We start from the raw sequence: 11,959 nt of genomic DNA on the forward strand, positions 1-11,959 counted from the left end.
GGAGATCACCGGATAAGTGTCCCACATGGCCAATGCGCCCCTGCCCCGCTCAGGAGCCGCTGGCGTCGCCGTCGGAGGCACGAGACGCCTCGGCCTCCTTCATGGCTTTGAGCTCACGAGGCGTGCCCCGGTCCTGCATCACAGCGATCACGCCGCCGATGACGACGCCGAGGACCGCGAAGCCGCTCGCCACGAGCAGCGCGACGGTGCCGCGGCCCACTCCCGTCGAGTTGGGCAGCAGGAACCCGCACAGCAGGCCCGCGACGACGCCGATGATCGCGCCGGTCGCGATGAACGGCGCAAACTTGGGCGCACGCCGCACGGATGCAGGAATGACCTGGCGGTCCGCGGCATCAAAGTCGGCCGGCGCGGCCTGCTCGTCAGGCTCGGGGGAAGGCTGCTGCTCGCTCACGCGGACCAGTGTAGGCGTCGCCGGCTGCAGGGCCGATGCCGGGGTGAGGGCCGTACGGCGCCCCGCCCCGGCATCGGCCGCATGTCAGCCCTTGGTCGAGCCCGCCAGGAGGCCGCGCACGAAGTAGCGCTGCAGCGAGAAGAACACGATGAGCGGAATGATCATCGAGATGAATGCCGCGGGCGGCACCAGGTACGCGTACTGGCCGTAGTCACCCGCGAGGTTCGAGATCGGGTACGTCAGCGGGTACGTGTTGGCGGAGCCGAAGACCGCGGACACCAGCAGGTCGTTCCACACCCACAGGAACTGGAAGATCGCGAGCGATGCGACCGCCGGCAGCGACAGCGGGATGATGATCCGGAAGAACATCTGCGTGTGGCTCGCGCCGTCGACTCGGGCCGCCTCCAGCACTTCGCGCGGGATGTGCGCCACGAAGTTATGGAGCAGGAACACCGACAGCGGCAGGGCGAAGATGGTGTGAGCGATCCACACCCCGGAGAACTCCCCCGCCAGTCCCAGGTTCTCGGGGCCGAGGATGCGCAGCAGCGGGATGAGGGCCGCCTGCAGCGGCACCACCTGGAGCGCGAAGATGAGCACGAACAGGAAGTTCGAGCCCTTGAACGGGATCCACGCGAACGCGTACGCGGCCATGAGGCCCAGCACCACGGGGAACACCACGGCGGGCACGGTGACCACGATCGAGTTGAAGACGTACTCGAGCAGCGGCGGTGCCGTCGAGTTGTCTCCAAACGAGTCGAACAGCACCTGGTTGAAGTTCGCGAACGTGAGACCACCGTCGGCCATGACCGTCCACCAGGCGTCGGTGCGATACCGGTCGCCAGGAATGAGCGATGTCATGAACAGCGCGACCGTGGGGATGGTCCACACCACCGCGATGATGATCGCGGCGGCGGTGGCCCACGGGCTGGACAGCCGCTCCTTGGCCTTGGCGGCGCGGTCGGGCTTGGGCGCGGGGTCAACGACCGCGGGCTCGAGTGACTCGGTGGCGCTCATCAGTGGGTCTCCTTCACCTTGTTGAGCGATCGCACGTTGTAGATGACGACCGGGATGACGAAGATGAACAGGATCACGGCGAGCGCCGCACCGAGCGCCTCACGGCCCTCCACGAAGGCTCAGCACGTACATGCGGTTGGCGACCACGTCCGTGGAATCACGGCCCTGGGTGACCGTGCGGACAATGTCGTAAACCTTGAGCGCCATGATCGTGATCGTGGTGAGGACCACCACAATCGTGGAGCGGATCGACGGCATGGTGATCTTCCAGAACTGCTGCCACGCGTTGGCGCCGTCGAGAGACGCCGCCTCGTTCATCTCCGGCGGGACACCCTTGATGGCTGCCGAGAGAATCACCATCGCGAAACCGGTCTGAATCCACACCAGGATGACGATGAGCCAGAAGGTGTTCCACGGGTTGTCGCGCAGGAAGTTGTAGGGGTCCATGCCGAACAGGCTCGCGCAGGGCGTTCAGCATTCCCGTCTGCTCGCCCACCTGGTTGTAGTCGTACATGATGTTGCCCCAGATGACCGAGGCACCCACCAGCGAGATCGCCATGGGCATGAACACCAGCGACTTCAGCACCTTCTCGCCCTTGGCCTTGTCGATGAAGACGGCATAGGCGAGACCGAAGCCGGTCGAGAGCAGCGGCACCAGGATCATCCACACGAACGTGTTGAGGATGGTGCGCAGCGTGCCGGGATCGGTGAACGCGAAGCGATAGTTATCGAGCCCCACGAAGGACATCGCGGTGGTGTAGATGCCCGTGTCGGGATCCGGCTCCTGGCTGATCTCGTTGAACGACAGCCATGCGGTGTCGATCGCGGGGTACACGAGGCCAATGCCCAGCAGGATGAGCACGGGGGCGACCAGCACCACCAGTTGCACCCTGTCGCGGGCCCTGCCCTTGATGAGATCCGCACCAAACATGATCAGCGCCACGATCGCGATGAACGCCACGATCGCGACGGCACCGAACAGCAGGTTCTTTCCCTGGTCCGCCCAGAAGTCCGCGCCCAGGTCGGCAGCGGGCACCCTCAGCCCCGCCGCCAGCAGTTCCGTCGACCCCATCGTCGACTCCTTCCGTCAAGTGGACGAGCCCGGTGGGGCCCCGCGATGCGCGAGGCCCCACCGGGCAGGTCAGCGTGGACTTACGGCCAGGCGTTGTCGATGTCCGTGAGCACCGTGTCGAGCGCGGTACCTCCCACGAAATCGTTCATGCCCGTCCAGAAGGCGGACGAGCCGACCTCGGCAGGCATGAGGTCAGAGGCGTCGAAGCGGAACGTGGTGTCCTCTCCCTGCAGGATCTCGATCGACGCCTGTCCAATGGGGCTGGACGCGTTGGCGGGGTCGAGGCCCTTGTTGGCGGAGATCACGCCGCCGATGGAGACGCGCTCGTTGGCCCACGTGTCCGAGGACAGGAAGGTCTGGAGCGCCTGGGTCTCCTCCTTGTCGTTGAACGCGGCGACGAACTCGCCACCACCGGTGACGGCGGCACCGTCATCGGCGTTCACGTTCGGAGTGAGGAAGGCCCAGATGTCGCCGTCCTCGGCAACCGTGGTGCCCTCGGGCCACTGGGCCTCGTAGAACGATGCCTGGTGGTGCAGCGAGCAGTTGCCCTCGAGGATCTGGAGTCCGGCCTCCTGGAAGGCCGTGTCCACGATCGATGCCGCGTCACCAAGACCACCGTTGATGAAGTCGGGGTTGGTGGCGATCTCACCGAACGACTCGAAAGCCGCCTTGATCTCGGGGTCCGAGAACTTCACGTCACCAGCGACCCACTGGTCGTAGACCTCGGGACCCTGCTGGCGTAGGACCAGGTCCTCGATCCAGTCGGTGCCCGGCCAACCGGTGGCGGTGCCGGACTCGAAGCCGATGCACCAGGGCTTGTAGGCGTCACCGGAGCCGCCGTTGTCCGCCATGGTCTGGGTGAGCGTCATGAGCCTCGTCCCAGGTGGTGGGGACCTCGTAGCCGTTCTCGGAGAACTCGGTGGGCGAGTACCAGACCCAACCCTTGACCGATGCCATGAGCGGCGCCGCGTAGAACGTGGTGCCCACGGTGCCGTAGTTCTTCCAGTCCTCGGACCAGAACTCGTCAACGTTGGCGGAGACCGATTCGGGGGCCGCGACCACGGCGCCGGTGCCGACCACGCGCTGAAGCAGACCGGGCTGCGGGATGATCGCGAGGTCGGGCGGGTTGCCGCCCTCGACGCGGACGTTGATCTCGGTCTCGAACTCGTCCGAGCCGTTGTAGGTCACATCGATGCCGGTGCACTCCTCGAACGTCGCGAGCGACTCGGTGAGCCTGCTCGGCCTCCACGCCCGAGATGGTGCCGTAGAGCCTCGACGGCCGAGCCGTCGAACGTGCCATACGTGGCGTAGTCCTCACAACCAGCGACCACCTCGCCGCCATCGGTGGACCCACCTGCGGTACCGCTGGTCTCCGGGTCGCTGTCGGACGAACAGCCCGCCAGCACGAGCCCCGAGGCCGCGACGGCGGCGAGCGGGGCAATAAAACGTCGCTTCATGGGAAGCACCCTCCTCCTCATTGAGTGGGCTTCGGCATCGCGTGCGACAACACCGAAGCGGCGTTCACGAAACGAGTTACTCTGCTCCTTCGCAAGCGCTTGCATGCCACATTAGGGGCGCGGACGGTGTCCTGCCAAGAGGCAAGCGGTAAGTCACCGAATCGTGACTTTCCTCACGGCCGATGCCCCGGTCGGTTGGCGTTGGTCCTGGTCACTCGGCGATGAGCGGCAGGAGAGCCGACAGGTCCGAGCGCTCGCCCGACGCGTCGACGTCGCCCACGGCCACCGCATCGGCCCACGCGAGGCGGCCCGTCGCCAGGGCGAGCCACACCTCGGACGTCATCTCCACCACGGCCGGCGGGGTGCCACGGCGATGCACGGGGCCCTCGATGCACTGCGTGGCGCCGAACGGCGGCACCCGCACCTCGAGCGAGTTGCCCGGCGCCCGCGAGGCCAACTCTTCGAGCGTGAAGCGCACGGCCGTGGCGAGGGTGGCGCGGTCGATGGCGGGGGCCGCGTCACGGGCCGTCGCGGCCTCCGGGGCGTGCAGGTCGGGCTCCCTGGCGGAGCCCCGCCAGGCGTGGACGGCGGCACGGCCCGCATCGATGTCGATCCGGCGGCGGGGCGTCCTGGGAGCGGGCATGCTTCCTAGCGTGTCACAGCGCTGGGGCTACTGGAGCAGCGCGAGATGGGCCTCGCGGTCCAGCAACACCACCGTGGGGATGTCGTCGGCGTCGACCGTCACGGTGACGCGAGCCTCGCCGGGCTCGGTTCCCTCGACCGGCTCGAGGAACACCATCGATTCGATGGTCTCGTAGGCGACCAGCAGTTCGGCGGGCACGCGTCCGTCCGTCACCTGAGGTGGGTAGACGAACGTGACCTCGGTGGCGTCCTCCGCAACGTCCACAAAGGCGGGCCCGGTCAGCATCGAGGGGACATCCACCCACCCCACGTGGCCGTTGTCCGGTCCGCCGCGGGTCTGAGGTACGGCCTTGGCGTCCACGTCGGCGGTGATGCTGACCTCGTCCTCGCCGCCGTCGTAGATGAGCACCTGCCCGTCGAGCGTCGCCGGGCCAGGGTTGTCGGTGTCCACCGGGTCGGTTCCAGCCGCCACCTCGGCGCCGTCGTCGATACCGTCACCGTCCGTGTCCGGGGACGTGGGGTCGGTGCCGAGTTCCACCTCCTCGAGGTAGCCCAGGCCGTCGTTGTCCAGGTCGCTCTCGGTGTCCGGCACGCCGTCATAGGTGGCGGAAAGGGCGGGGTCCGTGAATGACAGCATGACCTCATCGAAGTCGGTGAGCCCGTCACCGTCCGTGTCCGGGGACGTGGGGTCGGTGCCAAGGTCGCGCTCGAGATCGTCGGCGATGCCATCCCCGTCGGAGTCGATCACGTCGGCTCCGGCGCCGGGTCCCTGCGCATGGAGCTCGATGACCGCTGGAAGTGGAGACGGGACCGCGCTACCCTCGGGCGTCGCCACGACAGAGGCCTCCACCGGCGCGGCGGGGGCCGACGGCTCACCTGCACTGTCCACGGGCGCGGCACAGGCGGCGAGGACAAGTACCCCCGTCATGGCACACGTCATCACCCTCAGCATGGTTCCCCCTCGTCGGCGCCAAGCGGCGCCTGCGACGAAATCTAGGGAGCGGCCTGCCCGCGGTCAAGGGTCGGCGCTTACTCCGACGTGTTGCTGGAAGCGTCCCCCGCCTGAAGGGCGCTCAACACGTAGTGCGCCTCGCGCGGCTCCGTCGCATTCACCGAATAGCCGGGCACCGGGTTCTCGCCCCACGTGAATCCCACCCCGGCCTGCGCGGCGTCGATCGCGAGGTGGGTGGCGCCATCGCGCTCGACCTCGTGCTGGTGACGGGCGGCAGAAATCGCGTCATCCGTGGCGGGCAATGCCGCCGCCTCGACGGACTGGCCGAGCGCGGTCACCAGCAGCCCCGCGCCGTCGGCGTCCGTCACCGCGAACCATCGGACGTCGGTGTGGTTGCCGTCCGCCTGCGGCACCACGTGCGCGAACAGGGAGTCGTCGACGGTCGAACTCCAGCGTCCCAGGGCGGTGCCCTCGGTGCGGTCACGGTACGAGGCGCCTGGGCCGTCGCCGAACCAGGTCAGCGTGGCGAGGTCGCCGGGCAAAGTCAGCGCGGTGCCGACGGCCGGAATCTCGCGGGTCTGCTCCGACCCGGCATAGGCCATCGCGACCTCGATGGTGCCGTCCGCGCGCACCGTCGTCGTCATCCGGGCACCGGGCTTGCCTGCGACGCTCAGGGTGTACGCGGTGTCGATCACCACGGTCGCATCGTCTGGCCGCGTGACCTCGACCGCGTCGGGCTCCTCACCGCGTCGTGCCAGGTGTAGGCGCCGTCGGCCAGCCCGTTCATCAGGTCGTTCTGGGTAGGCGCGCGCCAGAAGTCGGGGCCGATGCCGCCCTGGACCACCAAGACTCCGTCGAGCACCGCCGAGGTCACCGCGCCGGCCGCCTCGTCGATCTCCACGCTGACGCGCTCGCCCGTCACGGTGAGGGTTCCGCCGGCGCTTGCCACGTCGAGCACACCGTCAGCCGCGGACGTCGCGGGAGTCGCCGCGACCGGCACCCCGGCGTCCCGCAGGACCGCCTGCTGCGAGGCAACCAGGTGGCCGGCCTCGGCCCACGTGGTGTCCTCCGCGAGCGCTACTGCAAGCGTGAGCGCGACGGTGGTACCGGCATCGGCGCTCGCCACCGAGGTTGCCTCGGCAGGAAGCGCCAGCGTGCCGCACTCCCCCGCCGCGAGGTCCCAGTCGAGGCCGCCGGAGGCCACGACCGCGCCATCCACCTCGCGCGTCCAGGTCACCGCGTACTCGTCCAGGTCGGTGACAAGGTTCTCGTTGCAGACGCCAACCGCGCCGAGCGCGGCATCGGCCACATCCATCTCGAACGGGGCATACACGGCGGCGACGGCCGCAGGCTCGGCTGCGCCACGCGGTCGGGATTGACCAGGCCGTTGAGCGAAAAGCCGCCGTCGGTAGCGCCATCGCCCCAGTCGCCGCCGTACGAGAGGTAGGTGTCGACATCGGCCGTCTCCCCCAGCGGCAACGCGGCAAAGCCGCCGTCCAGCGGCACCCTGATCGCCTGGTCGGCCCAGTCCCAGATGAAGCCGCCCTGCATCTCCGGGTTCGAATCGATCGCGTCCCAGTACTCGGTCATCCCAGCCACGGCGTTACCCATGACCATCTGATACTCAGTCATGATCCAGGGGCGACCGGTGGTCTGCTCAGCGCGCTCGCGCACGTCGCTCACGGACGGGTAGAAGACGCCATCGATGTCCGCCACCGAGGAGTCGTCCTGGTAATGCACCAGACGCGTGGGGTCGGCGTCGCGCAGCCAGTCGGCGGCATCCTGGAACACCTGCCCGCTACCCGCCTCGTTGCCGAGCGACCACCACAGCACCGAGGCGTGGTTCTTGTCGCGCTCGTACATGCTGGTGACGCGATCGAGGACCGCCGCAGACCACGCAGGAGAGTCACCGGGGAACGGGCGCTGATCGTGGCTCTCGACGTTCGCCTCGTCCATGACGTACAGGCCGATCTCGTCGGCGAGGGCGTACAGCAGTGGGTGCGCGGGGTAGTGGGAGGTGCGCACGGCGGTGATGTTGGCGCGCTTCATCGCGGTGAGATCGGCGCGCATGATCTCCTCCGTCATGGCCTGCCCCACGTCCGGGTGCATCTCCCCTCGGTTGACGCCCTTGATGTCCAGCGGGCGGCCGTTGAGCGTCATGACGCCGTCGACGATCGCGAACTCGCGGATGCCCACGCGCGTGCCCAGCGTCTCCGTCACGGTGCCGTCTGCGTCGGCGAGTTCGTAGACCAGGGAGTACAGCGACGGGGTCTCCGCGGTCCACAGGCTCGGGGAGCGGACCTCGAGCACGCCGGTCGGGGTTGCGCCGCTCGTGGTGGTCGACACAACCTCGACCCCGTCGGGGTCGTACAGCGTCGCCGTCAGAGTCGCGCCGGCGGCCGATGCCCCCGCCACCTCGGCGGCGAACGTCACGGTGGCGGTGGCGCCGCCGTCGGCCACCTCCGTGGTCACCGTGTGATCGTCGAGGTACGTGGAGGGGGTGGAGTAGAGCTCGACGTCGCGGAAGATGCCCGAGAGGTCAATCTGGTCCTGGTTCTCGAGCCACGAGCCGTCCGACCAGCGGTGCACGCGCACCGCCACCACGTTGGCGCCGGGCACCACCGCGTCCGTGACGTCGAACTCGGCCGGCGCGTACTGTCCTCGCTGTAGCCCACCTCGACGCCGTTGACCCACACGGTGAACGCCGACTTGACCCCCTGGAAGGCGAGGACCGTGCGGCGGCCGTCCCAGGCATCGGGCACCTGAACCTCGCGCCGGTAAGAGCCGATCGAGGCGCCGTCGACGGGGATCTGGGGCGGGTCGATGCGTTCCTCACCCTGCCAGGGGTGCGCCTCGTTGAGGTAGACGATGTCGCCATCGGACGCGTTGCCGTACCCGTCGAGCCTGCCACTGATGCGGCACCTCCACGGTGCCCCAATCGCTCGTGTCGACGGACGGCTCCCAGAAGTCCGCGGGAGCGTCCTCAAGGCTCGGCGACCAGGTGAAGTCCCAGGTGCCGTTGAGCGACAGGAGCCAAGGCGAATCGGAATCGTCGGCCGCCAGCGCGGCCTCGAGCCCCGACTGCGGCACCGTCCGCGCCGTCGCAGCGAGGCGGTGGACCTCAAACGTGCCCGGATCGGCGTCCCACGGTCCCGCGGAACGGCCCGACCATGCGAGCACGAGGGCCACGGCCGCAACGGCGGCCGCAGCGGCTCCCCACAGCGCGGCCCGGCGCCGTCGCAGCGGACGCGCCGGATCGGTCACGGTGGAGACTTAGGCGAAGCGGGACGGAATGGTCTCCGACCAGGCCGAACGCAGGCTCCTCGAGCGGCAGGTCGAACTGACCCTGGACCTCCAGCGACGCCTCCGGCACCGAGTAGCCGATGCGCACGGCGGGGACGCCGCGGGCCTCCAGCATCGCAGTGAAGCGGGGCTCGTCCTCGCGGATCACGCCCACGAGCACCCGGCCCTGCGTCTCCGAGAACAGCGCCTGCGCGGCGGACACGCCATCGCGCTCGCACAGGCTCGTCGAGCACGATGCGCGCACCCACGCCGTAGCGCAGCGACGCCTGGGCCAGCGCGGCGGCGAGGCCACCCTCGCCGATCTCGCGAGCCGCGTCGGCCAGGCCATCACGGGACGAGGCGACCATGACCTCGGCCAACGTCTTCTCCGCGGCGATGTCCACCGCGGGGGCCGCGCCACCAAGGTGACCGTTCAGGCTCCGCGAAGCGCGAGCCATCGAGGTCGGCCCCGGTGGTGCCCAGCACGTAGAGGATGAGGCCGTCCTGGCGCCAGCCGGACGGGGTGACGCGGTCCACGTCGTCGAGGATGCCGAGCATGCCGACGATGGCCGTGGGGTTGATCGACGAGTCGATGCGGCCGGGCTCACCGGTGCCGTTGTAGAGCGACACGTTGCCGCCCGTGACGGGCACGCCGAGATCCTGGCACACGTCCGCGAGGCCGCGGATGGCCTCCACGAACTGCCACATCGCATCGGGGTCCTCGGGCGAGCCGAAGTTCAGGCCGTCGGTGATGGCGGTGGGCGTCGCGCCCGCGATGGCGACCGCGCGGTAGGCAGCGACCACGGACTGGCGGGCACCGTCGTAAGGGTTGAGCCTTCGTGTAGCGGTCGTTCGAGCGCGTGGCGATCGCGACGCCGCGGCCGGTTTCTTCATCGACGCGCACCACGCCGACGGTGTCGGGACGGGCCGAGGCCGTGTTGCCCTGCACGTAGCGGTCGTACTGGTTCGTGATCCAGGAGCGGTCCGCGAGGTTGGGGCTCGCCATAAGGTCGACGACCGCCTTGCGGAGGTCGTCGCCGGTGGCCGGGAGCTCGGCCGCAAAGGCATCGGCCTGCAGTGCGTCCATCCACGCGGGGCGAGCGTACGGACGGTCGTAGGTGGGGCCCTCGTGGGCGACGGTGCGCGGGTCAACGTCGACGATGCGCTGGCCGTGGTGGTCGATGGTGAGGCGGCCCGAGTCGTTGACCTCGCCGACCACGGAGGACTCGACGTCCCACTTCGCGGTGATGGCCATGAACTCATCGAGCTTCTCGGGCGTGACGACCGCCATCATGCGCTCCTGCGACTCCGACATGAGGATCTCGCCCGCGTTCAGGGTGGGGTCACGCAGCAGGACGTCGTCGAGCCACACGTGCATGCCACCCGAGCCGTTGGAGGCGAGCCTCGCTCGTGGCGCAGGAAATACCGGCGGCACCGAGGTCCTGGATGCCCTGGACCACGTCGGCGTGGAACAGTTCGAGGCAGCACTCGATGAGGACCTTCTCCATGAAGGGGTCGCCCACCTGGACCGACGGGCGCTTGGCGGGGACGCCGTCCTCGAAGGTCTCGGAGGCAAGGATCGAGGCTCCGCCGATGCCGTCGCCGCCCGTACGGGCGCCGAACAGGACCACCTTGTTGCCCACGCCCTCGGCGGACGCGAGGTGGATGTCCTCGTGCTTCATCTTGCCCACGCACAGGGCGTTGACCAGCGGGTTGCCCTGGAAGGCTCTTGTCGAACAGCGAGCCGCCACCGATGTTGGGCAGGCCCAGCGAGTTGCCGTAGCCACCGACGCCGCCCACGACTCCGTGCACCACGCGTGCCGTGTCGGGGTGGTCGATGTCGCCGAAACGCAGGCTCGTCCATGCCTGCGATCGGGCGCGCACCCATCGCGAGGATGTCGCGCACGATGCCGCCCACGCCCGTCGCGGCACCCTGGTAGGGCTCCACGTAGGACGGGTGGTTGTGGGACTCGACCTTGAAGGTGACGGCCCAGCCGTCGCCGATGTCCACCACGCCAGCGTTCTCGCCCATGCCGACCATGAGGCGTTCTTTCATCTCCGGCGTGGTCTTCTCGCCGAACTGCTTGAGATGAATCTTGGACGACTTGTACGAGCAGTGCTCGGACCACATCACGGAGTACATCGCGAGGCTCCGCGGCGGTGGGACGGCGGCCAAGAAGGCCGACGATCTGCTGGTACTCGTCGGGCTTGAGGCCCAACTCCGCGAACGGCATCTCCTGGTCCGGGGTGGCCGCGGCGTTGTCCACGGTGTCGAGGTGCTGGTCACGAGCGTCGGTCATGTCATCCCTTAGGGCGGCGCGGTCGGATACGGGTCAAGAGTACCGGCGGCCGGGCGCACGCAGGGCCGATGCTGGGGCGAGGGGCTGCGGCTCAGCGACGTGCGACGGAGCGCGCCTCGGCGAGGAGGTCGGCGTGCGTGGCGCCGTGCGCCTCCAGGTGCAGCAATTCGGTGCCCTCCCACTCGATGCGGGCCACGCCGGGGAGGCCCGCCACGCGTTCGGCGAGGTCTCCTGGGACCGCGCCGCGGTCCACCCACAGCACGTGCGTGAAGCCATCGCGGCGTGAGGTGCCGCAGTCCAGGAGTCCGGCGTCGTCGATGGGCACCGGCGGCCACTCGCCGACCACACCGCGCCCCGGTAGCGACGACGGCGCCTTGGCGACGGCAGGCTCGAAGGCCGCGGTGTCGCCGAAGTCGTCCGCGAGACGCGAGAGTGCCTCGAGGCGCCTGTCTCCATCGCCGGATGCCATAACGGCACTATCGGCACTTTCCCAGGGATTCGCAAGAGCCTGCGCGAGAACGAGGAGTTCATCGGCGGTCGCGAAGGGAGCGACCACGTACAAGCGGTCGGTTCCTACGGCGACGGCCTTCTCGACGCCGTCGGCGGCCTCGAGCATGCGGGGGAAGGTCGCCGGCAGCGAGGTGAGGTCACCGGTCAGGAGGTGAGTGAACCCTGGCTCGTTCGCGGGCCCGCACGTCGCGAAGGCCTCGTGCGATGCGTGCCGCGCGTCGGCAGGGGCCTCAGGCTCGTCAGGGATCCAGGCCGGGCTCTGCGGGTGGAACATCATCACTACTTCCTTCGTGTCCGCTCCCCTCACCGGTATCAACG

Annotated in this window: 17 protein-coding genes and 3 pseudogenes; 1 reads left to right on the forward strand and 19 read right to left on the reverse strand. The window is 68.9% G+C overall.

The genetic code is table 11. From position 1 onward, the window contains the following. Window positions 1-49 precede the first annotated feature (49 nt). The 18 genes and pseudogenes from QQK48_RS06875 to QQK48_RS21430 all read right to left on the reverse strand — a co-directional run bounded on the left by QQK48_RS06875 (window position 50) and on the right by QQK48_RS21430 (window position 10,863). Window positions 50-412 carry a hypothetical protein gene (locus QQK48_RS06875; protein ID WP_284327939.1) on the reverse strand — a complete coding sequence of 121 codons (363 nt, stop codon included), beginning with the start codon at window positions 410-412 and terminating at the stop codon, window positions 50-52. 84 nt (window positions 413-496) lie between these two features. Beyond that, window positions 497-1,426: a carbohydrate ABC transporter permease gene (locus QQK48_RS06880; protein WP_284327940.1), complete on the reverse strand. Its 930-nt coding sequence runs from the start codon at window positions 1,424-1,426 to the stop codon at window positions 497-499. A 99-nt stretch (window positions 1,427-1,525) separates the two neighbouring features. Beyond that, window positions 1,526-1,873 (reverse strand): carbohydrate ABC transporter permease, encoded by a 348-nt coding sequence (locus tag QQK48_RS06885; protein ID WP_284327941.1) that lies wholly within the window; start codon window positions 1,871-1,873, stop codon window positions 1,526-1,528. Window positions 1,874-2,578: 705 nt separating this feature from the next. Continuing rightward, the gene (locus tag QQK48_RS06890) at window positions 2,579-3,367 is read right to left on the reverse strand and encodes a hypothetical protein (RefSeq protein WP_284327942.1); all 789 of its coding nucleotides are present in this window, start codon (window positions 3,365-3,367) and stop codon (window positions 2,579-2,581) included. After that, the gene (locus QQK48_RS06895; protein WP_284327943.1) at window positions 3,324-3,686 is read right to left on the reverse strand and encodes an extracellular solute-binding protein; all 363 of its coding nucleotides are present in this window, start codon (window positions 3,684-3,686) and stop codon (window positions 3,324-3,326) included. Before QQK48_RS06895 ends, QQK48_RS06890 begins: the two co-directional genes overlap by 44 nt. Next, window positions 3,683-3,955: a hypothetical protein gene (locus QQK48_RS06900; RefSeq protein WP_284327944.1), complete on the reverse strand. Its 273-nt coding sequence runs from the start codon at window positions 3,953-3,955 to the stop codon at window positions 3,683-3,685. Before QQK48_RS06900 ends, QQK48_RS06895 begins: the two co-directional genes overlap by 4 nt. A 211-nt stretch (window positions 3,956-4,166) precedes the next feature. Continuing rightward, entirely contained in the window at window positions 4,167-4,598 is a 432-nt protein-coding gene (locus QQK48_RS06905) for a sterol carrier family protein (protein ID WP_284327945.1), read from the reverse strand. Window positions 4,599-4,625: 27 nt separating this feature from the next. Beyond that, entirely contained in the window at window positions 4,626-5,537 is a 912-nt protein-coding gene (locus QQK48_RS06910) for a hypothetical protein (RefSeq protein ID WP_284327946.1), read from the reverse strand. A gap of 89 nt (window positions 5,538-5,626) precedes the next feature. Next, the gene (locus QQK48_RS06915; protein ID WP_284327947.1) at window positions 5,627-6,247 is read right to left on the reverse strand and encodes a beta-galactosidase small subunit; all 621 of its coding nucleotides are present in this window, start codon (window positions 6,245-6,247) and stop codon (window positions 5,627-5,629) included. After that, window positions 6,241-6,882, reverse strand: a complete 642-nt coding sequence (locus QQK48_RS06920; RefSeq protein WP_284327948.1) for a DUF4981 domain-containing protein — start codon at window positions 6,880-6,882, stop codon at window positions 6,241-6,243. The genes QQK48_RS06915 and QQK48_RS06920 overlap by 7 nt, the downstream gene beginning before the upstream one ends. After that, on the reverse strand, window positions 6,783-7,769 hold the full coding sequence (locus QQK48_RS06925) for a glycoside hydrolase family 2 TIM barrel-domain containing protein (protein ID WP_431308404.1): 987 nt from the start codon (window positions 7,767-7,769) through the stop codon (window positions 6,783-6,785). Before QQK48_RS06925 ends, QQK48_RS06920 begins: the two co-directional genes overlap by 100 nt. Then, window positions 7,746-8,488 (reverse strand): annotated as a pseudogene (locus tag QQK48_RS21405) (sugar-binding domain-containing protein); the annotation flags it as partial. The gene QQK48_RS06925 and the pseudogene QQK48_RS21405, both read right to left, overlap by 24 nt. After that, window positions 8,382-8,813 (reverse strand): hypothetical protein, encoded by a 432-nt coding sequence (locus QQK48_RS06930; protein ID WP_284327950.1) that lies wholly within the window; start codon window positions 8,811-8,813, stop codon window positions 8,382-8,384. The pseudogene QQK48_RS21405 and the gene QQK48_RS06930, both read right to left, overlap by 107 nt. A 142-nt stretch (window positions 8,814-8,955) precedes the next feature. Next, window positions 8,956-9,289, reverse strand: a pseudogene (locus QQK48_RS21410) (AIR synthase-related protein); the annotation flags it as partial. Next, a complete protein-coding gene (locus QQK48_RS21415) occupies window positions 9,180-10,094 on the reverse strand; it encodes an AIR synthase related protein (RefSeq protein WP_431308405.1) in 915 nt (304 codons plus the stop codon). The gene QQK48_RS21415 and the pseudogene QQK48_RS21410, both read right to left, overlap by 110 nt. Beyond that, window positions 10,069-10,209 (reverse strand): annotated as a pseudogene (locus QQK48_RS21420) (AIR synthase-related protein); the annotation flags it as partial. The pseudogene QQK48_RS21420 and the gene QQK48_RS21415, both read right to left, overlap by 26 nt. Continuing rightward, window positions 10,175-10,513, reverse strand: coding sequence for an AIR synthase-related protein (locus QQK48_RS21425; protein ID WP_431308406.1), 339 nt, complete (start codon window positions 10,511-10,513; stop codon window positions 10,175-10,177). The gene QQK48_RS21425 and the pseudogene QQK48_RS21420, both read right to left, overlap by 35 nt. Beyond that, window positions 10,510-10,863, reverse strand: a complete 354-nt coding sequence (locus tag QQK48_RS21430) for an AIR synthase related protein (RefSeq protein ID WP_431308301.1) — start codon at window positions 10,861-10,863, stop codon at window positions 10,510-10,512. Before QQK48_RS21430 ends, QQK48_RS21425 begins: the two co-directional genes overlap by 4 nt. 64 nt (window positions 10,864-10,927) lie before the next feature. Between QQK48_RS21430 and QQK48_RS21435 the strand changes: the two genes are divergently transcribed. Beyond that, entirely contained in the window at window positions 10,928-11,143 is a 216-nt protein-coding gene (locus QQK48_RS21435) for a hypothetical protein (RefSeq protein ID WP_431308302.1), read from the forward strand. A 79-nt stretch (window positions 11,144-11,222) separates the two neighbouring features. Here QQK48_RS21435 and QQK48_RS06940 read toward each other — a convergent pair whose 3' ends face one another. Continuing rightward, window positions 11,223-11,918 carry a hypothetical protein gene (locus tag QQK48_RS06940; protein ID WP_284327951.1) on the reverse strand — a complete coding sequence of 232 codons (696 nt, stop codon included), beginning with the start codon at window positions 11,916-11,918 and terminating at the stop codon, window positions 11,223-11,225. Window positions 11,919-11,959 lie beyond the last annotated feature (41 nt).

Origin of the sequence: Demequina litorisediminis, assembly GCF_030161615.1 — a bacterium.
Classification (GTDB): domain Bacteria; phylum Actinomycetota; class Actinomycetes; order Actinomycetales; family Demequinaceae; genus Demequina; species Demequina litorisediminis.